We start from the raw sequence: 22713 nt of genomic DNA on the forward strand, positions 1-22713 counted from the left end.
AGAGAGATAAACATGTTTGGTAAAGGCGGTATGGGCAACCTAATGAAGCAAGCCCAGCAAATGCAAGATCGCATGCAAAAGCTTCAAGAAGAAATCGCGAATATGGAAGTAACTGGCGAGTCTGGTGCTGGCCTAGTTAAAGTTACTATCACTGGTAGTCACAGCGTACGTCGTGTTGACATCGATGAAAGTTTGATGGAAGACGACAAAGAAATGCTTGAAGATCTGATCGCTGCGGCGTTCAACGATGCAGCCCGTCGTGTTGAAGAAACTCAAAAAGAGAAAATGGCTTCTGTAACTGGCGGTATGCAACTACCACCAGGTATGAAAATGCCATTCTAATCTGCTGATATTTAATTAAGCGGACTTTTAATGCGTACCAGTCATATGCTGGAGCAATTGATGGAGGCCTTACGTTGTCTACCTGGGGTTGGCCCCAAGTCAGCGCAGCGTATGGCCTTTCATTTGTTACAGCGCGATAGAAAAGGCGGTTTGCAGCTTGCAGATGCGCTTAGTCAGGCAATGACAGAAATAGGTCATTGTACTGAGTGTCGAACCTTCACCGAAGAAGAAGTCTGTCACATTTGTACCAACCCAAAACGCCAAGAAAATGGTCAAATTTGTGTGGTAGAAAGCCCGGCAGACATCGCAGCCGTTGAAGCAACAGGCCAATATTCTGGTCGGTATTTTGTTCTTATGGGGCATTTGTCGCCATTAGATGGTATTGGTCCAAGTGATATTGGATTGGATGTCCTTGATTACCGCTTACGTCGCGGTGATATTACCGAAGTGATTTTGGCGACAAACCCAACAGTTGAAGGTGAAGCCACTGCCCACTACATCGCAGAGCTATGTAAAGAGCACCAAGTTGATGCCAGCCGCATCGCGCATGGTGTGCCTGTCGGTGGGGAGCTAGAGCTTGTTGATGGCACGACGTTGTCACATTCGCTATTAGGTCGACACAGAATTTAATAAAAAGCCGCTGAACTCAGCGGCTTTTTTGATCTTGGGAGTTGGGAACGATTAATCGTTCGATTCTTCACCAAGAAGGTTTTTGTAGATAACCGCACCAAGCACGCCACCCACAATAGGCGCAACCCAGAACAGCCATAGCTGAGAAACCGCCCAGTCACCCACATATACTGCGACTGCCGTGCTACGAGCAGGGTTTACTGACGTATTGGTGACAGGAATGCTGATCAGGTGAATGAGAGTCAAACACAGGCCAATTGCGATAGGTGCAAAGCCTTGTGGCGCACGTTTGTCTGTTGCACCCATAATGACAATCAGGAACATCATCGTCATGACAACTTCAGTCACAAGTGCAGCGATCATCGAGTATTGGCCTGGAGAGTGTTCACCATAACCATTGGCGGCAAAGCCAGAACCCACAACATCGAATCCTGCTTGTCCAGATGCAATAACGTAAAGCACACCACCTGCGATAAGCCCGCCGATAACCTGTGAGATGATGTAGGGAGCAACGTCTTTTGTCTCAAAACGACCGCCAGCCCAAAGGCCAACTGTCACTGCAGGGTTCAAGTGACAACCTGAAATATGACCGATAGCAAATGCCATCGTCAGAACGGTTAAACCGAATGCCAAAGAAACGCCCAACAGACCAATACCCACTTCAGGGAAACCCGCAGCCAACACCGCGCTACCACAGCCGCCTAACACTAGCCAGAACGTGCCAAAAGCCTCAGCCAAATACTTATTCATGTTCTTTCCTGATCTTTAATTAAATGACCCGCTGAACATAGTCGAGAATTGTCAATAAATTGTGAGGGAGATCGCGCGAAAACCGCAAATGGAACGCTATGTGGCAAGAGTTCTCAAGGGTGAGATAAAAAGCAGAGGGGGAAAGTGCTAAATCTTGAGTTTGCTTTGATTACTGCCTCGGAGAGAAACAACCGAGGTACTAACTTTAAACGTGTGGTCTAGAGTCGCATTACGTCAATTGTTCTAATTCAGTGATGTTGTCGAGTGCTTCTTGATTGGTGTTGCCGCATACAATCGGACACGGTTTAAAATCGTGACAGACTTTAGGGCGTTCAGGCTTACCAAATAGCTTGCACAAATTGTCGTCGTTGAGTTGCACACAACGAACACCTGCAGGTTTGCCCTTGGGCATTCCAGGTATTGGTGAAGAGATACTTGGCGCAATACAGCACGCTCCACATCCTAATCGACAATCCATAATGTAAACCTCTTAAAAATTAAGGGGGCAATTATGGTCATTTTGACGTGGATTGGAAGAGTGAAGAAAGAAAAAAATAAAAGGGCGCGCTTAACATTACGCTCCCTTTTTGGTTTTTTGCTTTTAAATCATCGTGATTATTTTAAGAAACGGTTATAAACAAACAACAGAATAAATGCGCCTAGTGTTGCGGTAATGATACTACCAATGTTGACGCCAGTGGCTCCGCCGAAACCGAGAATGCCGCCAAGGAAGCCACCTACAAATGCCCCTGCAATACCAAGTAACATTGTTGCAATCCAACCGCCCCCATCTTTTCCTGGCATGAGCCATTTAGCAAGTGCGCCGGCGATTAAGCCCAAAATAATCCAAGAAATAATACCCATGAAAACTCCTTAATGCCTTCTTGATCAATTGAGTAATGGAAACTTGTTTAAGGATAGAACAGTAAAACGAAAGTAGTTGAATATCTCCACCGTTATGTGGGAAGGATGCAAGATCTTCTCAAAACTTGAACTTTTGCGTTGAGAAGAGTATAAATCGCCCCCTAAATTCCCTTGGTGAGACCTGAAGTATGAGCACTCCATTTTGGCAAAGTAAATCGTTAGAGCAGATGACAGAAGAGGAATGGGAATCTCTCTGTGATGGTTGTGGCAAATGTTGTTTGCATAAGCTTATGGATGAAGATACCGATGAAATCTACTATACCAATGTGGCTTGTAGCTGGCTGAACAGTAAAACGTGTTCATGTAAGGATTACCCAAACCGTTTCACTTCGGGTGAAGAGTGCACCAAGCTGACCCGAGAAGACATCGACGATTTTACTTGGCTGCCACACACGTGCGCTTACCGTCTGTTGGCTGAAAAGCAGCCTTTACCAGAATGGCATCCGCTGATTACAGGCTCTAAGTCCGCAATGCATGCGGCAGGGGAAAGTGTCCGTAACAAAGTCGTTTACGAGATTGATGTGGTGGATTGGGAAGACCATATTTTAAATCATCCCAACCGTCCTTAGTCGAATACAAACAAGCCTTTCATTGATTAAATGAAAGGCTTGTTTGCTATTGGGGCTCCCAACTTTGACGTCTCGCTAACGAAATGCTGCTCAGTTTATTATTTAGTGTTGTAAACTTAGGAGTATGATTTCAACGCTTTACACTTCTATTCCTGATTGTTTTGATCAGGATTGTTTCCTATGAGGTAAACATGACGTTTCATTTCCCCCAGAAACTGCGCCTGACATCTTGGGTGACATTATTCGCACTTGCCGTCATTATGTTCTCCCCAATGGCTGTTCATGCGACTGCTACTGACGATATCCAAGAGCCTTCTGCTGCCGAAATCTCGATTGACAACTTGAACCGAGAGATTGTGGATTTATCCCAAAGCCTCTCGCAAGCGAGTGGCGACGAGCGTGATGCCCTTCAACTGCAACTATTCCAAAAGAATGAAGAATTAAGAAGCCAGTTAGCGTCAGCGATTGAACGTGAAACTATCTCTCGCGACAAGCTGATCTTGCTAGTTAAAAAACAAGAACAATACTCTGAGGACGCGACGAACTATCTATCGGAAAAAATAAAGAAAGTCGTCGAGGATTTAAATAAGGCTAAGGATGAAGAGAAGCTTGCTCTTGTTAATGATTATCGAGAGCTACAGCGTTATCTTGATGTTAGCTTCGATTCGAGCTGGCAAAATCTCGCTTGGTTGAAGGAGCTAGGGGCCCAAAACGAGCGCGCAGAAGCGGAACTAAAAGATAAAATTGATAAACGTATGCGCTTACTGTCTGCTTCAATTGAGTACTTGAGTCAGCAAAGTGAGATCATTGGCTCCCAACTTTCGTCTAGCCCAGAGTCGGAAAAAGCGTCGTTGCAACTTAGTCAGCTCATTACTAAACAAAGGCTAAATATTGCGACAGAAAGCTTACGCAACCTGATTTCAATTGGTGATAAAGTCGGTTTAGAAACGTCTGAATACAAACGCCAAATTTTTGAAGTGACGGGTAATATCACCCATGATTTACTGAATACCAAAGTTGTGTGGTCAATACTGAGTCACTGGTCCAACTCGGCACTGGATTGGTTTGCCGAGAATGCACCGCAGCATATCTTCCAGTTGTTTGTTTTTGCGCTGATTTTATTGATCGCTCGCGGACTGGCTAAGTTAACTCGCAAAGTCGTCCGTAAAGCAGTTGCATCGAAAAACTTAAAACTTTCCCACTTGATGCAGGACTTCTTTATCTCGATGTCCGGCAAATTCGTGTGGGTGATCGGTATCATGGTGGGCTTATCTCAGCTTGGTTTGAACCTAGCGCCAATCCTAACCGGTTTCGGTATTGCTGGTGTGATTATTGGTTTCGCGTTGCAAGACACGTTATCCAACTTCGCGGCGGGTATGATGCTGCTTATTTATCGCCCATTTGATGTTGGTGATTTTGTGTATGCTGGCGGTGTGGATGGCAAGGTAAGCCATATGAGTTTGGTGAACACCACAATCCGTACGTTTGATAACCAAATTATTATTGTGCCTAACAGCAAAATCTGGGGAGATGTTATTAAGAACGTCACGCATGAACGCATTCGCCGCGTGGATATGGTGTTTGGCATTGGCTATGCGGATGACCTCTTAAAAGCGGAGTCAGTATTGTCTGATATCATTACCTCTCACCCTTCGGTACTTCGCACTCCAGAGCCAATGATCAAAGTTCATACATTAAATACGTCTTCTGTAGATTTTATTGTGCGTCCTTGGGTAAAAACGGATGATTACTGGGATGTATACTGGGATGTGACAAAAGAGGTGAAACTACGCTTCGACCGAGAAGGTATTTCGATTCCTTTCCCACAACAAGATGTGCATTTGCATATGGTGGAGAAGCAAGACGCTTAATCACAGGTCCCAACTAGTGAAAGGCACTCTAGATAGAGTGCCTTTTTTGATCTTCGGTTAGCGCTATAGTTACAGTTCGTCGAAGAACACCAGTTTCGGCTCGCATTCTAACAAGTTGTCGATCTGGCTAATCAAAAGAGCAAAGTGTTCTGTTTTACCATGAAGCTCAAATGCTTGTTGGTTTTTAAATTGCTCCTGAAAAACGAAGTGGCATGTATTGTCTTTATCTTGGAACAATTGATAACGAACGCAACCTTCTTCATTGCGAGTAGGTTCAAGCGCTCGGGTAAGTACCTCTTTCAACTCTTGTTCTTTTCCCAGTTGTGCATGAAAGGTAGCCGTCAAGTGAATCATAATGTTTACTCTTTTTGTTATAGGTAACGCCCTTGGCGTTGCAGGAACTCAATTTTGTAACCATCAGGGTCGGTTACAAAAAAGAACGTTGCTAAATGCTTTTGTTGATGGTCAAAGGCTTTGATGTCACCAGTTTCAATGCCGAGAGATTTAATGCGTTTGTGGGCTTGTTCAATGTCCTCCACGCTGACGGCAAGGTGGCCGTAACCTGAGCCGTGAGTGTAGGGCTCACTTTGGTCGTGATTGTGCGTCAGTTCCAATTCAAAGCCAGTTTCTTGGTTGGCTAGATAGGTTAGAGAAAAGCCATCAAAGATGTATTGATCAGCGACTTCTAGTTCAAGTACGTCACAGTAAAATTGTAGAGAGCGGTCCAGATCACTTACTCGGATCATGGTGTGAATCATTTTTGTCATAGGTACTCCTTGATAGTCCGCACAGGTTAGCGATTTCAAAAGGAGTCTGGGTAGTACTCTAGTACGACAAATTAGAAGATGCTCAAGGGTTTATAATACGGATGCATAGCCTAGGATGGTTATTGCTCGGTTGGTTGCTATTAACTGTTAAGTTGCGCAAGTGCTTGACGAGTGGTCTCTTGAGGTTGGCGGGCGTAAGTGAGGCAAGCGCATCGAAGTAAGGAGGCAAAGTTGTTCACTTTACCATTGTATTCGAGTGCTTCTTGATAAACAGTGCTTATGAATTTAGGAACCGTCATGTTTTGAGCACTAGCGATTTCCTCAAGAATTGTCCAAAAGCTCGCTTCAAGTTTTACACTGGTCGCGTGACCATCAATACGGATAGAGCGGGTGATGAACTGATAGTTGTCTTGGGGTTGCTTAGCAAAGATTTCGCACATTTTCTTTATTCATATAATTAAAGACCCATAATTATTGTGGTGTACGATTTAAAACGTCAACTGTTTTCATGCATAAAAAAACGCTCCCTTGCGAGAGCGTTGAAACATCACGAGTTGTGAAGTAAGTGCAAGTTGATTATTTAATTTGTTGCTTCAAGTACTCGCCTAGTTGCGAGTGGTGCATGATTTTTGATACCGGAAGGATAGTTTCTGCAGGTCCCCAAGCAAATACGTTGACAGGAGTATGCGTATGAGTACCCGTCCCCCATACTGTGTTTTGCTTTGTTGCATGCTCACGCGCTAGCAAGTTGCCACGGTCGTTGTAAGGAAAGAAAGCATCAAAGTCATTGATTGTCGGAACGTTCTCTTCGCTTAAGTATTTGTGTCCAGCGAGTCGGTATGGATTTGGTTTACTTGCTAATACGCGTTCTGCTTGCTCAGGCGTAATCGAAAAATCGCTATTTGCGTTCACGACTTCCGCAAACTTCTCTGGAGTTTGCTCTTTCTTATCAAGCGCTTGGAATTCACTGATCATGCCGTAGTAACTTTTCTTTTGGTTGTATAAACCATCGAGGATCTCGAACTGACCAAAGTTGAAGTTTGGCGCGTAATCCTGATTTTTGAATGCTTCGCCGTCGCGTTTTTGTGGTTTAGGCAAGTTTGCTGATGAGTAGCTAAAGCCAAAAGAGCCGGTTTCGTGGTCAGCAGTAACAATGATCAGGGTGTCATCACGGCCTTTTGCCCACTCATAAACTGAGTTTACCGCTTCATCGAATTTAAGCATTTCATGCAGCATTGTACCTGCATCGTTACTGTGGCCAGCCCAGTCAATTTGGCCGCCTTCAACCATCAAGAAAAAACCGTCTTTGTCTTTTGAAAGAATGTCGATTGCTTTGGTGGTCATTTCTTTCAGCGATGGCTGCGTGCGTTTTGGATCGTTTTTGCTTTGACTGTAGGCAATACCATCGTTCATGCCCGAGTAAGCAAAAAGTCCAAGTAATTTGTCACCTTTAGCTTGTGTGAGCATATCGCGGCTGAAAGCCAGGTTGTAACCTTGGTCTTGCGCTTCGGCAAGCAAGTTGCGTTCGTCTTTGCGTTTCGATTTTAGGTAGACATTACCTTGAGTGAGCTTTTCAAGTTGCTCGTATGTCTCTCCCTTGTCGTTTGTCGACTTTGGAATCCAATGACGAAGTCCCCCAGACATCATCACGTCTACGCCAGTTTCGAGCATATCCGCCGCAATACTGTTTTCTAGTGAACGATGTGGTTGATGAGCGGCAAATGCTGCTGGCGTTGCGTGGGTCATGCGCGTATCAGAGACGAGCCCAGTTGCTTTACCTTTACTTTTGGCTTTTTCCAAAATAGTTTCGACATGGTTGCCTTGGCTATCAATGCCAATGACTTCAGAAGCGGTAGGGATTCCTGTCGCTAGCATCGTAGCTGAGCACGCAGAGTCGACGACAATTGCGTCTTCTGGATTGGTCAGTGATGATCCAATCACACCTTCTTGAGCGAGTTTGTATAACGCTGTGCTTTCGCCTTTGTAAACCGAGTTAGGTGCGTGTTTTGCGTAGGTCTCGAGTAAACCAACTTGTTGGGGACCCATGCCGTCGCCGATCATCAAAATGACGTTTTTGATTTCAGCTGAGAGTGCGTTGAAAGAGAGGGTAGATGCAGCCACTGCCGTAACGATTGGAGATACTAAGCGCTTCATTATATTTTCCTTGTTTATTGAAAGCGCAGGCATTAAAGCAATGATTTATGAAGGTTTTGTGTCGGTAATAAAAGTTTAACCAAATTGTCGTTTTTGTTTGGTTTTGCAGAAAAAATGAGTCGCTCTCTAACGTTCGTTAGTTTGGAAAGAAGAAAGCCCACAAACGTGGGCTTGGATTACGCTTAGGAGTTGAAAGCATGGACTAAAGTTATCCATTCAGTGCCTTCACAAGAAACCTAGTTTATGGAGCAATAAACGAGCATGTATTATCGGGCCACAAGAGCGGTCGAATTCACTTACGTTTGCATCATATCGTTCTTTGGCTTATTAAATTATGGGCTGCAGTAAGTGTTTGGTTCAAATAGGATTTGTTGTCGTGACGATTATCAGACTGGTTATCAGACTAATGCCAGTATGATGCCACCAACGGTAAGTGCCGCAGAAAGGTATTGACCCGCAGAATATGAGCCATCCTCTTCTTTCTCGATTTTATCGGGGTGATCCATGCCAAGCGCACCATGTGTGAAAGATTCGACCTTTTCACCAACAGATTTATCTTCTGCTTCTATTTTTTTGCTGTCGTGCTCGATTTGTTGCAGAGCGGCAAGTAGCGCTTTGCCTTCGGTCGAAAGCGTCACCTTATTGTGTTCGACTTTCAGCGGCGAAGCACTAGTTTCTTCTTGTGCAATACTTGCTTGTTTAGAGGCGACAGATTGTTTGGCATAGCTATTAACAGAAGTGCTTCCTACTGGATTCATCGAATACTCCTTGGAACATCGACACTCGGTCACTGAGTGCGGGTAAAAAGCAGTTATATTTTTATCGGCGGCAAAGTTTATTTCTGAAGCTATTTGGATAAAAACAGGTCTGCTTTTGCCGCTTCTAGTTTCTATTGGTGATCATTAGCAAAAAATAGACCAGCAGGAAGCAGACCGTTGTCACTCTATGAACTCGGAGCGGTGTGATGATGCAACGCAACGACAAGGTAGTAACTTAAATTGAAGACCAGCTACTTACATTGAAGATCGTTATTGCGTTTAGTTAGATGTTGATATGCCGCCATGCGGTGAGCATCTTGTACATACCGTACTGGTGGTGCGAGAACCTCTAACTGATAGTCTGTATTATCAGAAAGCACGTTATCTGTTGGGCTAATTACAACCACTTTTAAGCTCGGGTTGCGGCTTAAGATTGATGCTGCCGTACCCAACCCTTGCTCGGTGTGAAACTTGCCCGCAACATGGACAATCTGAGCGCCTGGGTTGTCGTCTAGATAGCTAACGATAGATTCCGCCATAGTTTCATCCCAAGTAACTTGAGCTGCAAACTGTTTTTCCGTCTGCTCTGGCTTACCGTGATGCATGGATGCCATGAACTTTTCTTTGTACGGACTACTACCAGTGTTGATGGCTTGTGCAATGAACATCCGCTGATCATCATCGAGCTTGTTAATGTAATCTAGCCCTTGTCGACCAATGCATCGGACAATGCTCTTTGGTGCATTTGCTGCAATGACCGGGAGATTTTTCTGCTTAGCAAACTCCACGAGAGGGCGATAGTCGCTTTCATAATTGGGCCAAGCGTTGGCTTGTTTCATTAAGTACTGTTCGCCGATCTCCCCACGTAGGTAAGCGTCAACAACAGGTTGTTTGTCGCGGGTAAATTGTTCCATAGATAACGCGAGTGAGCGGTCGTAGGACGTAAGTTGTTTGAGCATATCGGTTTGAAAGCGATGAATGCCGGCGTGTGTGTGCCATTCACCAATAAGAATGACATCTGCTTGTTGCAGCTCAATTGGCAGTTTGCTTAGAGCGATGTGCTCGCCAGAAGGGGTGTATAGTTGGTAGTCGTAAAAACTAGTGACTTCCGCTGAGGTTGCGTGAGAGTTGGTGTGCGTATATGAAGAGCAACCAGTAAGTAAGCCTGCAAAGAGCAAGCTCAAAGTAGAAAAGCGCATTGAAAAGCCTCCAAAAATGTCCGGATGATATTAATGGAGGCTGAGCAATGAATCAATATAAATGATAACTATTTGCGTTTGTTGTTTTTTTTGACTTATTAATTGAGTGTTTTTTTGCGATATACACGCAACATAAAATCAGCCTCACATTGGAAAAGTGTAGCGGATTTCAACTCTTCACGAAGAGCATCGGTTGCTTTCCATGCGAATGGCGTCATTTGCAATAAATCGATTGCGGCTCCGTTTTTCAAGTCCATAACATAGTTAAGATGCTGCTGGTGCTCTAATTCAAACCCTTCAATATGTTCTGGTTCTTCATTGTGAAGACGAACTTCTTGATAAATACGCTCACGCAGTTGGTATAAGTGGCGACTAGCAGGAGTAACCGTGACAACAACGCCGTCGTTTTTTACAACGCGCTGCAGCTCCTCAGCTTTACAAGGGGCATAAATGCGCAAAATGGCATCTAAGGATTCATTTGCGAAGGGAAGTCGGTGACTAGAAGCCACACTAAAATTGCAGTGCGTGTAACGCTTCGCCGCGTAACGAATGGCAACTTTGGAAATGTCTAAGCCATAAATCGTGGCATGGTTCGCTTGTGTTTCTATCGTCTTTTGTACTTGATCTGTGTAGTAACCTTCACCACAACCAATATCTAATAATTGATGGGTGCTCCCCTCAGTGTATGTTGCACACAGCTGCGCCACTTCTTGGCGCATTGGGTTGTAGTAATCTCCTTCAAGGAATCGACGACGAGCTTGCATCATCTCTTTGTTGTCACCAGGATCTTTAGAACGTTTGTGGTGCGCTGGCATCAAGTTAACGTAGCCTTCTTTTGCTAAGTCAAACTGATGATTGTTTTCGCACTTAAACGTTTTTTCATTTAACGCTAGAGTTTGGTGGCATAGAGGGCATTGATAGTTCATGACGATCTCGAACAGAAAGTAGGGCGGCAAATTCTATCAAAAAGCATGGTCTCAAGTGAAACAAAAAGAGCCGACTGGGTCGGCTCTTATTAAGTATTAGTGGAAGAAGTCGACTTGCTCTTTCAAGTTTCGTGCTTGTTGTTGAAGTTCAATGGCACTTTGCGAGGTTTTTGCGCTCGTGTTGCGGCTTTCTCGGTTAAGTTCACTGATAGAATGGGCATTTGCTGCAATTTCTTGTGAAACTTGAGCTTGTTCTTCTGAAGTCGCTGCAATGGCGTCGGCTTGAGAGGCTATCGACTGCACTTGTACTGCGATGGCTTCTAATGCTGTGCCCGCGTCTTGTGCTTTGTCCAAGACCTGGTTTGCACTGCGTTGGCTGTCTGTCATCATATTAACTGCATTATGAGTCGACCCTTTTAGTTTCTCGATAATTTCCACGACATCCTGAACTGAGCTTTGGGTTCGGTGCGCAAGTGTGCGCACTTCATCTGCTACAACTGCGAAGCCACGACCTTGTTCACCTGCTCGTGCTGCTTCAATGGCGGCATTCAAGGCAAGTAAATTGGTTTGCTCAGCAATTTCATCAATCATTTTAGTGACGGTTTGAATACTCTCGCTATCGCGATTTACTGGCTCGATAGCCGTTGCTGATTGATCCAATTGATCGTTAAGTTGAGCAACGTCGATACATACGCCTTCAACAATCGCGAGACCAGACTGGCTATCGGTATTTGCTGAGCGTACGTTTTCCGCAATGCTTTCGACTTGTTGTGCGACAGATTGAGCGGAAGAGGCCATTTCTTCAATCGCTGTCACAACTTGCTCGACTTCTTGTTGTTGTCGGTCGGCTTGGGTCAAATTGCTATGTGCATCGTTGGCAACGCTGGTGGAGTTGCTCTCCACTAAGTCGCTTGTTGAACGGATCTTACCGACAAGTTCATTGAGCTGACTTGCCATACTGGCGACACCCGAGCTCAGGTTCGTAATTTCATTCTTTGATGCTTTACGAGACGCTGGGATGCTCAAGCTGACTTCGCCGCCGGCTAAGCGAGTCATGTATGAGTTTAGAGTCGTGAGAGGTTGTAAGCTGCGATTCAAGAAAAGTGTCAGTACAACAAAAGTAATGATTGCCGCTACCGAAGAAATGATGGCAATGAGTGTGAGAAGCGTGTCGCTACCTTTTGTAACTTCTTTGATAAACGTACCGCCTAGCAGTTTCCAGTTCCAACCTGGAACCTCTGTGTAGACAAGATACTTTTCGCCTACGTTACCTTGGTACTCGAAAGGGTAGCGAATTAATCCACTAGATTGTTCGAAAATCTGGCCAAAAGGCTTGTGACCATTGTAGTCGGCGACTTCTAGTATTGACGAATCTGAGCCGCTTTTTGCTGGATGAAGTAGGTATTTACCAAGATTGTTTTCGTCGTTATCAACGATAATGGTGTAACCAGTGTCGCCCCATTTTATCTCTTCGAGTGCATCGAATAAGGTTTGTGTCGCTTGGTCTACTGGTAAGCCAATAAACGATAGGCCTGCTACCTTTCCTGTCGCATCTTTGATTGGGGCATAGTAGGTAATGTAGCGCTCGCCATACAATTTAATTTGAGCGTAATACGGTTGTCCTGCTTTAAGTTGCTGATAACCAGGATGGTTGATGCCTAGCGTGGTTCCGACCGCTCGCTGACCTTGTGGATCTTTTAGGGAGGTGGACACCCGAATAAAGTCGTCACCCAATGGTGCGAATAGCGTTGCTATAGCGCCGGTATCACGTGTGAAACTGTCGACCAACTTGGTGTCATTAATTAAGCTTTCACTGTATTGAGTGATGTTTGGTACTTCATGTCCCATGAAGTCAACCGTGTAATTTTCGACATAGACACCGGCAAGGTAGCCATTGCGAAAAGTAGATTCGAGGACTTTAGCGGTGTGCAGGTAAGCATCGAATTGGCCAGCAATGGTTTTTGCCATTGATTCTACTTTAGATTGGTGTTCTTTCAGTGTGCTTTCCAATAGAACATCGGAAGCGTTGCGGTAAACAAGCGCTGCAATACTGCTGAAAGCAATGAATAGACACAAAGTGATCACCAGTTTCAACTGGAATCCGACACTTTGATTTCGGTATCTCTCTAACATAGACTAATTCCTGATATTTTTATTATTTATGAGTTTTGTATCGGTATGCTATCGGTTTATATGATCAATTTTTTTGATATTTATTAATGAAACCGTCAAAAGTGACCAGTAACCAATAAGTTAGTAAAGATAGGACCATCTAAGCAGAGCTTTTATTACAAAAAAAGCCGGGTATCCCGGCCTTTATATGGTGATTCTTACTGCGCTGAAATGACAGTGACAAGTTCATGTGTCTCACCTGGTTGGAGGGTTTGACCTTGCTCAATACTTGGTGCATGAACAGTAGACTCCACACACAACATGGTTTGATAACCATCGTCAGCCATGTCACCCATGCTTTGCGCACCTTCTGCCCAAGGGTTCCATAATACTGCTGAGTTGTGGCCTTGGTTGTGTACGCTTAGCGTACGATCCAATACCGGGTCTTTTACCAAAATTTTCGCTTCTGGTTGCGTGTAAACGCGATCAATGGTGTCAGTTAGTTGTAGAACATTACCACCTTGGCATACCGCATCAGCTTTCAAGCTATCAATGTACTCGGCACCCATGCCTGTCGTTTGTGCTTGCTTAATGTCTCCAACGTTTAGGTAAGTATGTAATGCGCCAGAGAAGGTCCAAGCCTCGTCATCAATGTTCATGACTTTGAGCGTCACTTTTAGCTCATCGCCCACTTCAATCACCAAACGAGCGTCAAACATATGGGGCCAAATATCGTGGATTTCTTCTGTCGGAAACAGAGCAAGTTCAACAATCACACCGTTATGGTTCTCACGATGTTCAACCAACTCCCATTCTGCGGTGCGGGCAAAGCCGTGAGCTGGAGCAGCAATACGCCCAAACCAAGGCCAACAAACCGGAATACCACCGCGAAGAGCAGCTTTACCATCGAAGACAGCTTTTTCGCTCATCCAGATCAGATCTTCTTGACCTTCAGGCGTGAACGACACGACATGACCACCGTGTAGCGAGATGCCTGCCGTTGCTTTGTCATGAATCACGCGGACGATTTTTATCTGATCAACTTCAACGATAGTGACGTTATCAGATAGCACCGTTAGGGCTGGGAGAGTTTTTAAATCCATGTGTAGTTTCCTATCGCTGGGGGAGAGCTTTTAGACGCGCTTCGCACATTAAATGCAACATCGAGCCTGCATTCTCTCAAATTCCAGATACAAAAAAGGCGACTCTAGAGCCGCCTTTTCTTTAACGAAGTTATTCGCTAATTGCTAATTTTCTAATTACTTAGAGATGTGAGCGATTAGGTCTAGAACTTTGTTTGAGTAACCGATTTCGTTGTCGTACCAAGATACAACTTTAACGAATTTGTCAGTTAGCGCGATACCAGCTTTAGCATCGAATACTGAAGTGCAAACTTCGCCGATGAAGTCTTGAGATACAACTGCATCTTCAGTGTAGCCTAGAACGCCTTTTAGTTCGCCTTCAGAAGCTTCTTTCATCGCTTTACAGATGTCTTCGTAAGAAGCACCGTTAACTAGGTTAACAGTTAGGTCAACTACAGAAACGTTAGCAGTTGGTACGCGGAAAGCCATACCAGTTAGTTTGCCGTTTACTTCTGGAAGTACAACGCCTACAGCTTTAGCAGCACCAGTTGAAGATGGGATGATGTTTTGAGAAGCACCACGACCACCGCGCCAGTCTTTAGCAGAAGGACCATCTACAGTTTTTTGAGTTGCTGTAGTTGCGTGAACTGTAGTCATAAGACCAGATTCGATACCGAACTTGTCGTTAAGAACTTTAGCGATAGGCGCTAGACAGTTAGTAGTACAAGAAGCGTTAGAAACGATGTCTTGACCAGCGTAAGTGTCGAAGTTTACGCCGTTAACGAACATTGGAGTAGCGTCTTTAGAAGGACCAGTTAGTACAACTTTTTTCGCGCCAGCAGTGATGTGCTTACGTGCAGTCTCGTCAGTTAGGAAAAGACCAGTTGCTTCAGCTACAACGTCAACACCGATTTCGTCCCATTTTAGGTCTTCAGGGTTGCGCTCTGCAGTAACACGTACAGTTTTACCGTTAACGATTAGGTTACCGCCTTCAACTTCAACAGTACCGTTGAAACGGCCGTGAGTTGAGTCATACTTAAGCATGTATGCCATGTAATCTACATCGATAAGGTCGTTAATACCTACTACTTCGATGTCGTTGCGCTCTTGCGCTGCACGGAATACGAAACGACCGATACGGCCAAAACCGTTAATACCTACTTTGATAGTCATTATAGTTGCTCCACAACTTAATTTCTGATTAAAGATAACTGGTAGTAAAATTACAGAATCCAGTAAACATCTGCAAGTGATAATCGGACTTAACTTGTTTAAAGTCAAAAAAAAGCGACGCTTTTTTTAACAATTCTTTGCAAATGTACGTTTTTTAAACTTTTAACTGATTCTTCTGTAGCCCAGTTGGCGTAATATAACTGGTGAGATAAGTGCTCTTATCAAATTAATTACGCATGGTGTCCTGGTGAGAAAGTATGTGCTACAACTGTTAAGAGAAGCAAGTTTTTTGCTAAAAAAGTCAATACCAAGAACAGTAAATAAGGAGCCGAAAGTCGTGGAACAAAGCGGGAAAAAAGTGACGAAGTCAGATGAACAGTGGCGTGAGCAACTGTCTGATGAAGAGTTCCGTGTTTGCCGAGAGCAAGGTACAGAGCCTCCTTTCAGCGGTAAGCTACTGCATAATAAGGAAACTGGTGTTTATGCTTGTACTTGTTGTAATGCCCCTCTCTTTGTCTCTGATAACAAGTATGACTCTGGCTGCGGATGGCCAAGTTTTGATGCGCCTATCAACGATCAAGCGGTGCGTTATTTAGAAGATCTAAGTCACGGAATGGTACGTACAGAGATTCGTTGTGCAACGTGTGATAGCCATCTAGGGCACGTTTTTGAAGATGGCCCACAGACCACAGGAGAGCGTTTTTGTGTTAATTCTGTGTCGTTAATTTTCAACAAATCAGAATAATAACGACAAAATTGTGCTCGAGATTGTTTTATCCTTTCAGGATGATTCATGCTCAACAGTGATCTGAGTGTCGCTCGACTTAAATAAAAACTCCCGCTCATTGCGGGAGTTTTTCGTTTATATCTCACTGGGTATCATTGCTGGGGAATAGATACCTTTCTCTATGGCTTTCGCCACCGATTCGGCTAATTCATCCAACTGCTTATATCGCTCTGGATGACTGAAATTGAACATACGTTGGAGCTGCTTTTCATCAGCAAGCGGTACGTCGAATCTCTTCGCGACCATTGCCCATAGATACGCTTGCTCTTTGTCTCCAAGCCCCTGATGAATACTTGCCATTGACTTGAGAATGACCGGATTGATGTTGTCTTCATCAGATAAAGACAACGCGTTATTAAGAAGCTCCAGGGTTTTCTTGGTATCTCGGTTGGTATAAAAAGTGGCTAATGCATATTGCATCTCAGCATTATTTAATTGGGGAGACCCTTCCATTTGTAAAAATGCGCGCCGAGCTTGAGTATCTCCCGTTTGAGACCATAAGAAATACAAAGTAGCCGGGTCTTCTGAGCCTTTTAACTCGTTTACGATGCGCTCTAGCTCATCAATACTGTGTACCAATGCATTAAAGCGTTGTCTTTTGAGAGCACTTTGATCAATAGGGGTGATCTGGGAGGCGAGTTCTAAGCATTTCCTATATTCAGCGACCAGACCGTATTCGATGATTTGGTTGGCCTCTGATGGGTTTTTCAATTGCTCAAACCGATGCCAAACCAAATTTGTTCTTGGAATTCGACATTGGCCGTCATCCATATTGAGCTGCTCGCAACGCAGCTCTGGTGTTTTTTGGCACAACTCTTCGGTTGTCACGTTACCTTCAAAACAGCCCGATAGCGCAAAACATGCGAGGCTGAGAAGTAACCAGTTTGTTCTTTTCATGGCTTTGCTTGTGATCCGTTACACCAATTCATTTTCGTATTCTTGACTCAGTTTCTTAACCCGTTATGTTCTGTAAATAGAATGTAATAAGAAGGTACACTATGGACGCAGAACAACTATTACAAGCGATGACTCCAGAAGTTTATGATCGCTTAGTCTATGCAGTAGAAACGGGAAGATGGCCTGAGGGTACAACACTTTCTAAAGAGCAGCGAGATTCGTGTATGCAAGCTGTGATGTTGTATCAATCAAAACATAATACTGATGCGCAGCATATGACGGTTGCAGCCGGTGGTGAAATCAGTTTTAAATCAAAACAAGAGCTTAAAAAACAATTCAGCGGAGAAGAGAGCGATATTGTTCGTGTGAATCCGAACATTGATTAATCCTTACGCCTTATTTCTCAAAATTTTATTATTTTGATTTTGAAAGAAAAAAGCCCAAATTGTATTGGGCTTTTTAGATCGTAGAAAGCTTGAACTTACAGGCTCATTTCACCACGCAGTACTTGTTGCATTCTCTCTTTTACTTCTTCGTAAGAAAGGTTTTGGCTTAGAAGGTAGTGTAGTTTTGCCAGCGCCGCTTCGGGCGTCATGTCAAAGCCACTGATAACACCAGAGTCTGCGAGCGCACAACCTGTGGCATATCCGCCCATATTCACTTTACCTGCCAAACACTGAGTTAGGTTTACGACAATAACGCCGCGCTCAGAGGCTTCTTTCAGGTGACCAAGCAGCTCAGGGTTTTGAGGAGCATTACCGACACCAAAAGTCAGAAGAATCATCGCATTCACGGGCTGACGAAGCGTGTTGCGGATAACTTCGTGTGAAATACCAGGGTACATGGTGATCACACCGATTGGTTGTGGCGTGATGTTGTGAACCTTAAACTCACCTTCTGGTTGTGCACCAACGGTTACGCTGTTGCTAACTTGAATATTGATCCCAGCTTCCAATAGTGGAGGAAGGTTTGGTGAAGTAAAGGCATTAAAACCGTCTGCATGAGATTTTGTGCTGCGGTTACCACGCATCAATTGATTATTGAAGAACAAAGTTACTTCGTTGATCGGGTAGTTTGCCGCAATATGTAGCGCGTTTAATAGGTTTGCTTGGCCGTCAGAACGCAGCTCTGCGAGAGGGATTTGTGAACCCGTTACAATCACTGGCTTACCAAGGTTTTCAAGCATGAAAGACAATGCGGACGCAGTGTACGCCATGGTGTCAGTACCATGTAGGATAACGAAACCATCGTATTTGTCATAGTTGTCACGAATATCATTCGCAATCTGCTGCCAGTCAGCAGGTGTCATATCTGATGAGTCAATCAGAGGGTCGTATTCGTGGATGGTGTAATCCGGCATTTCAGGACGATGGAATTCGGGCATGCTTGCTAATTGCTTTTCCATAAAGCCAGCAACAGGCACATAGCCGTGGTCGGATTTTTGCATTCCGATGGTACCACCGGTGTAAGCGATGTAGATGTGTTTTCTAGTCATCGTTTTTTCTTTCGTGTAGGGGAACAGAGGCGGGGATTATATACCTAAATAACCTTGAGATGCGAGGCTATACGCACAGCATCAGAAAGTCATCTGAGGAGATGCAAAGCCTAATAAAAAGGGCACTTCAAGTAGAAGTGCCCTTTGTAATATTGATGGAAAAACTACTGCACTTGGCAGTTCAAACAAAATGCGTATTGACCTTTAGGATCGTTGAAGCTTTGGAGCAAGCTTGCGTCTTGTTCGAATTGTTGAGCTACGGGTTGAAGACTTTTTGGTAGCAAGCTTGTTGCATCAATACCTAGAGAGACTTTCACCTGTTTCATAAACTCTTGCAGAAATAGTTCAGTAGGTGAAAGAGGCTCTTCTACCCAGTAAATGCCGTAATCGGTTACGTTCGCTAGTTTCGCCGCTAGCTCTACAGCATCATCAAAGTCACCCATTTGATCGACAAGACCAAAGGATAGTGCATCTTGGCCAGTCCAAACTCGACCTTGAGCAACTTTGTCAACTTCCTCTAGAGACATATCGCGATTCTCGCCAACTAGAGAAATAAAGCGCTTGTAACCGTGCTCGATACCTAATTGGAACACTTGAGACGCGCCCTCAGAAAGGCCAGTGGTAATACCGTCACCTGAGAACGGCGATGTGCCAACGCCATCAGTATTAATACCTAACTTGCTAAAGCCTTTTTCAAACGTGGTGATGACACTAAATATACCAATGGAGCCCGTCAGGGTTGTTGGCTGAGCAACGATTTTGTCTGCGCTCATTGAAATCCAATAACCACCAGAAGCGGCCAAACTCGACATGGATACAACAACCGGCTTACCTGCTTGCTTCAGAGCTTCTACTTCGTTACGAATCACTTCAGAAGCAAAGGCACTGCCTCCTGGACTATCTACTCGTAATACGACCGCTTTCACTTTTTCATCATTGCGTGCTTGACGCAGCAAGCTTGCGACTGTGTCACCACCAACAGTTCCGCGAGGTTGTTGACCGTCCATAATCGCGCCACTTGCTAGAACAACGGCGATGTCGTGCTGAGGTAGTGTGTAATCGGGACGAATCGTTGCAAGGTAGTCGTAGTAACCAATCGCGTTGTAGCTGTCTTTGCCGTCGCTACCAAACTGTTTTGCGAATAGAGTGCGAATGTCTTGGCGTGTAGCAAGTTCATCCACTAGCCCCAATTTGACTGCGAGCTGAGCAATATCGCCATTTACAGACTTCATCTCGTTAATCAGTTCATCCATGGTTGGATTAAGCACTTTCGCATCAATGTTTCGGTTTGTTGTTACGTCATCAACAAAAGCACTCCACAATTGAGTAACCCAGCGTGTTGCTGACTCTTTCGCCGCATCGGACATGTCATCACGAATAAACGGTTCGATAGCGGATTTATAAGTACCTACGCGAAAAACATGAGTAGAAACGTCAAGCTTTTCAAGTAACGTTTTGTAGTACATTGAGTAAGCGCTGTAACCTTTAATCAATACACCACCATCAGGTGCCAGATAAACTTTGTCAGCGTAACTTGCCAAGTAATATTGGCTTTGGTTGTAGAAATCACCTACGGCGTAAACGGGTTTGCCTGACGCTTTAAATTCGTTCAACGCTTTCGCGATGTAACGTAGTTTCGTGAGATTTGTTTCTGGCATGTCTCGCAGTGCTAGCACTAATCCAGACACTTTAGGATCGTCTTTCGCGTAGCGAATAGTATCAACGATATCGAAAAGGACGTTTTCTTTCGGTAGCTCATTACCCAAAAGGGAACCAGCAAAAGAGTCCATTGGGTTTACATAACGTCTTTGTTCGACAATTGGGCCTGAAAGGTTCATCACCAATGCCGATTCTTTTTCGACGACAGGTTGACCGTCTCCGGTATAAGTAAAGGCAAAGTAGAAAACGGCAATCATCAGCAAGAAAATTAGGTTTGCCAGTGCGAGTCTGATGAAAGTGATACTTTTCCATATCCCTTTAAATATCAAACCAATAAATTTGAAGAGTTTTTTCATCTTGTCTCCATAACGAGATAGTTACGCCGAGTCTAACAAAGTATGGGTTCTTATCTCTAAGATCTCAAAAGATAACATTTTTTTAGCTTATCACGACCACTCTACAATTGGCATATTTTCACACGAGATTGATCGGTGTTACAAAAATGTAAACGCTTGTTTGATTTTTTGGTTGAGCAGGCTTAATCTGGTCAGACCATGATAATAACAATGGATGTTAAGTGATGTCTGCCATGTACCCAAACCTATTAAAGCCACTGGACCTCGGTTTCACACAATTACGAAACCGAGTTCTGATGGGATCAATGCACACGGGCTTAGAAGAGCACAAAGAAGGATTACAGAAGCTCGCTGCTTTTTATGAAGAACGCGCGAAAGGCGGTGTCGGACTGATTGTAACCGGAGGTTTTTCTCCTAACTTACGTGGTCGTTTACACCCGTTGAGTGCTGAATTCAGCAAGCCAAAACATGCTAAAGCCCATAAAGTTGTGACAGAAGCGGTGCACAAGCACGGTGGTAAAATTGCGTTGCAAATTCTCCATGCTGGGCGTTATGCAATGCATCCATTCTCGCAAAGTGCATCTGGCATTAAAGCGCCGATTGCAAAGTTTGCTCCGAGTGAAATGAGCGACCGCCAGATAAAGAAAACCATCGACGCGTTTGCTAATAGTGCGGAGTTAGCACAGCTTGCTGGTTATGATGGCGTCGAGTTAATGGGCTCGGAAGGTTACTTGATAAACCAATTCTTATGTAAACGTACTAATATGCGTTACGACGAATGGGGTGGCAGCTATAAAAAACGTATGCGTTTTCCGCTAGAAATTGTTAAAGCGGTACGCAAGGCGGTGGGTGACAAGTTCATCATCATCTTCCGTCTTTCTATGCTGGATCTTGTCGAGCAGGGCAGCACTTTTGAAGACGTTATCGAATTGGCGAAAGCACTTGAAGAGGCTGGCGTCACGATTATTAATACGGGTATCGGTTGGCATGAGGCTCGAATTCCGACCATTGCGACTCAAGTACCACGTGGTGCGTTTACATGGGTTACGGAAAAAGTTAAACCTCACGTTTCGGTTCCTATTATCACTTGCAACCGTATAAATACGCCAGATGAAGCAGAACGTATTTTATCTTCAGGTCATGCCGACATGGTTTCGATGGCGCGCCCATTCTTGGCCGATCCTTACTTTGTTGCTAAAGCCGAACAGGAAAAAGCGCAGCTTATTAATACGTGTATTGGTTGTAATCAGGCGTGTCTAGATAACGTGTTTAAAGGTAAGCGCGCCAGTTGCTTAGTGAACCCTCTAGCGTGCTATGAAACCGAAATTGTTGTTGAACCAGCCTTTAAAAAGAAAAACATTGCAGTTGTTGGTGCTGGACCTGCGGGCTTGGCTTGTGCGACCACACTGGCTGAACGTGGCCATAAGGTTGATTTGTTCGAAAAGAACGACCGCATCGGTGGTCAGTTCCGTCTTGCGATGCAGATCCCTGGTAAGGAAGAGTTTCGAGAGACGATACGATATTTCGCTAACCGTATTGATGAAACAGGCGTGAATCTGCACTTATCGACGGAAGCGAACTATGACTTACTCACAGAATATGATGAGATAGTGATGGCATCGGGTGTTGAGCCACGTAAAGTCAATATTGATGGAATTGATAACCCAGAGAAAGTCGTCGACTATCAAACTCTCATTCGAGACAAAACGCCAGTCGGTGAGAAAGTGGCTATCGTTGGTGCTGGTGGCATTGGCGTAGATGTCGCGACCATGCTCACAGAGCCAGTTGGACAAACGTTAGATGACTGGTTGCATGAATGGGGAATCGACAAGGAGATGTCTCAGCCGGGTGGTTTATATCCTTACCCTGATGCGGTCAGCGATAAAGAAGTCTGGGTACTTCAGCGTCGTAAAGGTCGTGTAGGTAAAGGTCCGGGTAAAACGACAGGTTGGATCCATAAACGTACCCTTGAAAAACGGGGCGTACATTTAGTCGGCGGCGTGTCTTACGATAAAATTGATGATCAAGGTTTGCACATTCATGTAGACGGAAGCGCGCAGGTACTTAATGCAGACAAAGTGATCATTTGTGCTGGACAAGAGTCTGTACGTCCGTTTGAAGATAAATGGTCTGAACTTGGAGAGAAGATTCATATCATTGGCGGAGCTGACCATGCGGGTGAACTTGATGCTGTGCGTGCGATTCGTCAAGGTGTTAAATTGGCGGTAAAACTCTAGCCTTTTAATGTGTGTTTACCATAAA

Annotated in this window: 23 protein-coding genes; 7 read left to right on the forward strand and 16 right to left on the reverse strand. The window is 44.5% G+C overall.

Features of this window, described 5'->3' with window-relative positions; translation table 11 throughout:
• Positions 1–12: 12 nt before the first annotated feature.
• Both R7Z50_RS12850 and recR read left to right on the forward strand, forming a co-directional pair.
• Positions 13–342, forward strand: coding sequence for a YbaB/EbfC family nucleoid-associated protein (locus R7Z50_RS12850; RefSeq protein ID WP_005380618.1), 330 nt, complete (start codon positions 13–15; stop codon positions 340–342).
• A gap of 30 nt (positions 343–372) precedes the next feature.
• A complete protein-coding gene (gene recR, locus R7Z50_RS12855) occupies positions 373–972 on the forward strand; it encodes a recombination mediator RecR (protein WP_005380619.1) in 600 nt (199 codons plus the stop codon).
• 51 nt (positions 973–1023) lie between these two features.
• On the opposite strand, the gene aqpZ is transcribed toward recR, so the two are convergent.
• The 3 genes from aqpZ to R7Z50_RS12870 form a co-directional block, all read right to left on the reverse strand.
• The gene (aqpZ, locus tag R7Z50_RS12860) at positions 1024–1722 is read right to left on the reverse strand and encodes an aquaporin Z (protein ID WP_130545937.1); all 699 of its coding nucleotides are present in this window, start codon (positions 1720–1722) and stop codon (positions 1024–1026) included.
• A gap of 229 nt (positions 1723–1951) precedes the next feature.
• A complete protein-coding gene (locus R7Z50_RS12865) occupies positions 1952–2200 on the reverse strand; it encodes a YkgJ family cysteine cluster protein (protein ID WP_017820793.1) in 249 nt (82 codons plus the stop codon).
• A gap of 137 nt (positions 2201–2337) precedes the next feature.
• Positions 2338–2586: a GlsB/YeaQ/YmgE family stress response membrane protein gene (locus tag R7Z50_RS12870; protein ID WP_005380625.1), complete on the reverse strand. Its 249-nt coding sequence runs from the start codon at positions 2584–2586 to the stop codon at positions 2338–2340.
• A gap of 188 nt (positions 2587–2774) precedes the next feature.
• On the opposite strand from R7Z50_RS12870, the gene R7Z50_RS12875 reads away from it, so the two are divergent.
• Together R7Z50_RS12875 and R7Z50_RS12880 are read left to right on the forward strand one after the other, a co-directional pair.
• Entirely contained in the window at positions 2775–3215 is a 441-nt protein-coding gene (locus R7Z50_RS12875) for a YcgN family cysteine cluster protein (protein WP_005384948.1), read from the forward strand.
• Positions 3216–3406: 191 nt separating this feature from the next.
• Positions 3407–5086, forward strand: coding sequence for a mechanosensitive ion channel family protein (locus tag R7Z50_RS12880; RefSeq protein WP_005380681.1), 1680 nt, complete (start codon positions 3407–3409; stop codon positions 5084–5086).
• A 69-nt stretch (positions 5087–5155) separates the two neighbouring features.
• Here the strand turns inward: R7Z50_RS12880 and R7Z50_RS12885 are convergent, their stop codons facing one another.
• The 10 genes from R7Z50_RS12885 to gap form a co-directional block, all read right to left on the reverse strand.
• Entirely contained in the window at positions 5156–5440 is a 285-nt protein-coding gene (locus R7Z50_RS12885) for a putative quinol monooxygenase (protein ID WP_042522508.1), read from the reverse strand.
• A 17-nt stretch (positions 5441–5457) separates the two neighbouring features.
• Positions 5458–5853, reverse strand: a complete 396-nt coding sequence (locus R7Z50_RS12890) for a VOC family protein (protein WP_005380685.1) — start codon at positions 5851–5853, stop codon at positions 5458–5460.
• Between the two features lie 140 nt (positions 5854–5993).
• Positions 5994–6293, reverse strand: a complete 300-nt coding sequence (locus tag R7Z50_RS12895; RefSeq protein ID WP_005380686.1) for a ribbon-helix-helix domain-containing protein — start codon at positions 6291–6293, stop codon at positions 5994–5996.
• Between the two features lie 136 nt (positions 6294–6429).
• Complete coding sequence (locus R7Z50_RS12900; protein WP_258494092.1) at positions 6430–8007, reverse strand: alkaline phosphatase; 1578 nt, start codon at positions 8005–8007, stop codon at positions 6430–6432.
• A 398-nt stretch (positions 8008–8405) separates the two neighbouring features.
• Entirely contained in the window at positions 8406–8765 is a 360-nt protein-coding gene (locus R7Z50_RS12905; protein ID WP_005380688.1) for a hypothetical protein, read from the reverse strand.
• Between the two features lie 251 nt (positions 8766–9016).
• Entirely contained in the window at positions 9017–9964 is a 948-nt protein-coding gene (locus R7Z50_RS12910) for a ChaN family lipoprotein (protein WP_053349599.1), read from the reverse strand.
• Positions 9965–10062: 98 nt separating this feature from the next.
• Positions 10063–10890 carry a 23S rRNA (guanine(745)-N(1))-methyltransferase gene (gene rlmA, locus R7Z50_RS12915; protein WP_132936857.1) on the reverse strand — a complete coding sequence of 276 codons (828 nt, stop codon included), beginning with the start codon at positions 10888–10890 and terminating at the stop codon, positions 10063–10065.
• Between the two features lie 96 nt (positions 10891–10986).
• A complete protein-coding gene (locus R7Z50_RS12920) occupies positions 10987–13023 on the reverse strand; it encodes a methyl-accepting chemotaxis protein (protein ID WP_318149117.1) in 2037 nt (678 codons plus the stop codon).
• A gap of 197 nt (positions 13024–13220) precedes the next feature.
• Positions 13221–14105 carry a D-hexose-6-phosphate mutarotase gene (locus tag R7Z50_RS12925; RefSeq protein ID WP_064368686.1) on the reverse strand — a complete coding sequence of 295 codons (885 nt, stop codon included), beginning with the start codon at positions 14103–14105 and terminating at the stop codon, positions 13221–13223.
• Positions 14106–14261: 156 nt separating this feature from the next.
• Positions 14262–15257, reverse strand: coding sequence for a type I glyceraldehyde-3-phosphate dehydrogenase (gene gap, locus R7Z50_RS12930; RefSeq protein WP_005380697.1), 996 nt, complete (start codon positions 15255–15257; stop codon positions 14262–14264).
• A 337-nt stretch (positions 15258–15594) separates the two neighbouring features.
• On the opposite strand from gap, the gene msrB reads away from it, so the two are divergent.
• Positions 15595–16002, forward strand: a complete 408-nt coding sequence (gene msrB, locus R7Z50_RS12935) for a peptide-methionine (R)-S-oxide reductase MsrB (protein ID WP_005380698.1) — start codon at positions 15595–15597, stop codon at positions 16000–16002.
• A gap of 117 nt (positions 16003–16119) precedes the next feature.
• On the opposite strand, the gene R7Z50_RS12940 is transcribed toward msrB, so the two are convergent.
• Positions 16120–16941: a DUF2989 domain-containing protein gene (locus R7Z50_RS12940; protein ID WP_017821139.1), complete on the reverse strand. Its 822-nt coding sequence runs from the start codon at positions 16939–16941 to the stop codon at positions 16120–16122.
• A gap of 101 nt (positions 16942–17042) precedes the next feature.
• Between R7Z50_RS12940 and R7Z50_RS12945 the strand changes: the two genes are divergently transcribed.
• Positions 17043–17327, forward strand: coding sequence for a YeaC family protein (locus R7Z50_RS12945; protein ID WP_005380700.1), 285 nt, complete (start codon positions 17043–17045; stop codon positions 17325–17327).
• A gap of 95 nt (positions 17328–17422) precedes the next feature.
• Here R7Z50_RS12945 and ansA read toward each other — a convergent pair whose 3' ends face one another.
• On the reverse strand, positions 17423–18436 hold the full coding sequence (gene ansA, locus R7Z50_RS12950; RefSeq protein ID WP_017635822.1) for an asparaginase: 1014 nt from the start codon (positions 18434–18436) through the stop codon (positions 17423–17425).
• A gap of 164 nt (positions 18437–18600) precedes the next feature.
• Positions 18601–20451 (reverse strand): signal peptide peptidase SppA, encoded by a 1851-nt coding sequence (gene sppA, locus R7Z50_RS12955; protein WP_005380705.1) that lies wholly within the window; start codon positions 20449–20451, stop codon positions 18601–18603.
• Between the two features lie 224 nt (positions 20452–20675).
• On the opposite strand from sppA, the gene R7Z50_RS12960 reads away from it, so the two are divergent.
• Entirely contained in the window at positions 20676–22688 is a 2013-nt protein-coding gene (locus R7Z50_RS12960; protein WP_005380708.1) for an NADPH-dependent 2,4-dienoyl-CoA reductase, read from the forward strand.
• The last annotated feature ends 25 nt before the right edge of the window (positions 22689–22713 follow it).

The organism is Vibrio sp. 1249-1 (assembly GCF_033340495.1).

What these genes read in the sequence shown, in the direction of transcription:
- recR (WP_005380619.1), top strand. Translation starts at nt 373, where the DNA reads ATGCGTACCAGTCATATGCTGGAGCAATTGATGGAGGCCTTACGTTGT.
- R7Z50_RS12900 (WP_258494092.1), bottom strand. Translation starts at nt 8,007, where the DNA reads ATGAAGCGCTTAGTATCTCCAATCGTTACGGCAGTGGCTGCATCTACC.
- R7Z50_RS12925 (WP_064368686.1), bottom strand. Translation starts at nt 14,105, where the DNA reads ATGGATTTAAAAACTCTCCCAGCCCTAACGGTGCTATCTGATAACGTC.
- R7Z50_RS12875 (WP_005384948.1), top strand. Translation starts at nt 2,775, where the DNA reads ATGAGCACTCCATTTTGGCAAAGTAAATCGTTAGAGCAGATGACAGAA.
- R7Z50_RS12910 (WP_053349599.1), bottom strand. Translation starts at nt 9,964, where the DNA reads ATGCGCTTTTCTACTTTGAGCTTGCTCTTTGCAGGCTTACTTACTGGT.
- gap (WP_005380697.1), bottom strand. Translation starts at nt 15,257, where the DNA reads ATGACTATCAAAGTAGGTATTAACGGTTTTGGCCGTATCGGTCGTTTC.
- R7Z50_RS12920 (WP_318149117.1), bottom strand. Translation starts at nt 13,023, where the DNA reads ATGTTAGAGAGATACCGAAATCAAAGTGTCGGATTCCAGTTGAAACTG.
- sppA (WP_005380705.1), bottom strand. Translation starts at nt 20,451, where the DNA reads ATGAAAAAACTCTTCAAATTTATTGGTTTGATATTTAAAGGGATATGG.
- R7Z50_RS12905 (WP_005380688.1), bottom strand. Translation starts at nt 8,765, where the DNA reads ATGAATCCAGTAGGAAGCACTTCTGTTAATAGCTATGCCAAACAATCT.
- R7Z50_RS12890 (WP_005380685.1), bottom strand. Translation starts at nt 5,853, where the DNA reads ATGACAAAAATGATTCACACCATGATCCGAGTAAGTGATCTGGACCGC.
- R7Z50_RS12865 (WP_017820793.1), bottom strand. Translation starts at nt 2,200, where the DNA reads ATGGATTGTCGATTAGGATGTGGAGCGTGCTGTATTGCGCCAAGTATC.
- R7Z50_RS12895 (WP_005380686.1), bottom strand. Translation starts at nt 6,293, where the DNA reads ATGTGCGAAATCTTTGCTAAGCAACCCCAAGACAACTATCAGTTCATC.
- ansA (WP_017635822.1), bottom strand. Translation starts at nt 18,436, where the DNA reads ATGACTAGAAAACACATCTACATCGCTTACACCGGTGGTACCATCGGA.
- R7Z50_RS12885 (WP_042522508.1), bottom strand. Translation starts at nt 5,440, where the DNA reads ATGATTCACTTGACGGCTACCTTTCATGCACAACTGGGAAAAGAACAA.
- rlmA (WP_132936857.1), bottom strand. Translation starts at nt 10,890, where the DNA reads ATGAACTATCAATGCCCTCTATGCCACCAAACTCTAGCGTTAAATGAA.
- R7Z50_RS12880 (WP_005380681.1), top strand. Translation starts at nt 3,407, where the DNA reads ATGACGTTTCATTTCCCCCAGAAACTGCGCCTGACATCTTGGGTGACA.
- aqpZ (WP_130545937.1), bottom strand. Translation starts at nt 1,722, where the DNA reads ATGAATAAGTATTTGGCTGAGGCTTTTGGCACGTTCTGGCTAGTGTTA.
- R7Z50_RS12945 (WP_005380700.1), top strand. Translation starts at nt 17,043, where the DNA reads ATGGACGCAGAACAACTATTACAAGCGATGACTCCAGAAGTTTATGAT.
- R7Z50_RS12870 (WP_005380625.1), bottom strand. Translation starts at nt 2,586, where the DNA reads ATGGGTATTATTTCTTGGATTATTTTGGGCTTAATCGCCGGCGCACTT.
- R7Z50_RS12960 (WP_005380708.1), top strand. Translation starts at nt 20,676, where the DNA reads ATGTCTGCCATGTACCCAAACCTATTAAAGCCACTGGACCTCGGTTTC.
- R7Z50_RS12850 (WP_005380618.1), top strand. Translation starts at nt 13, where the DNA reads ATGTTTGGTAAAGGCGGTATGGGCAACCTAATGAAGCAAGCCCAGCAA.
- R7Z50_RS12940 (WP_017821139.1), bottom strand. Translation starts at nt 16,941, where the DNA reads ATGAAAAGAACAAACTGGTTACTTCTCAGCCTCGCATGTTTTGCGCTA.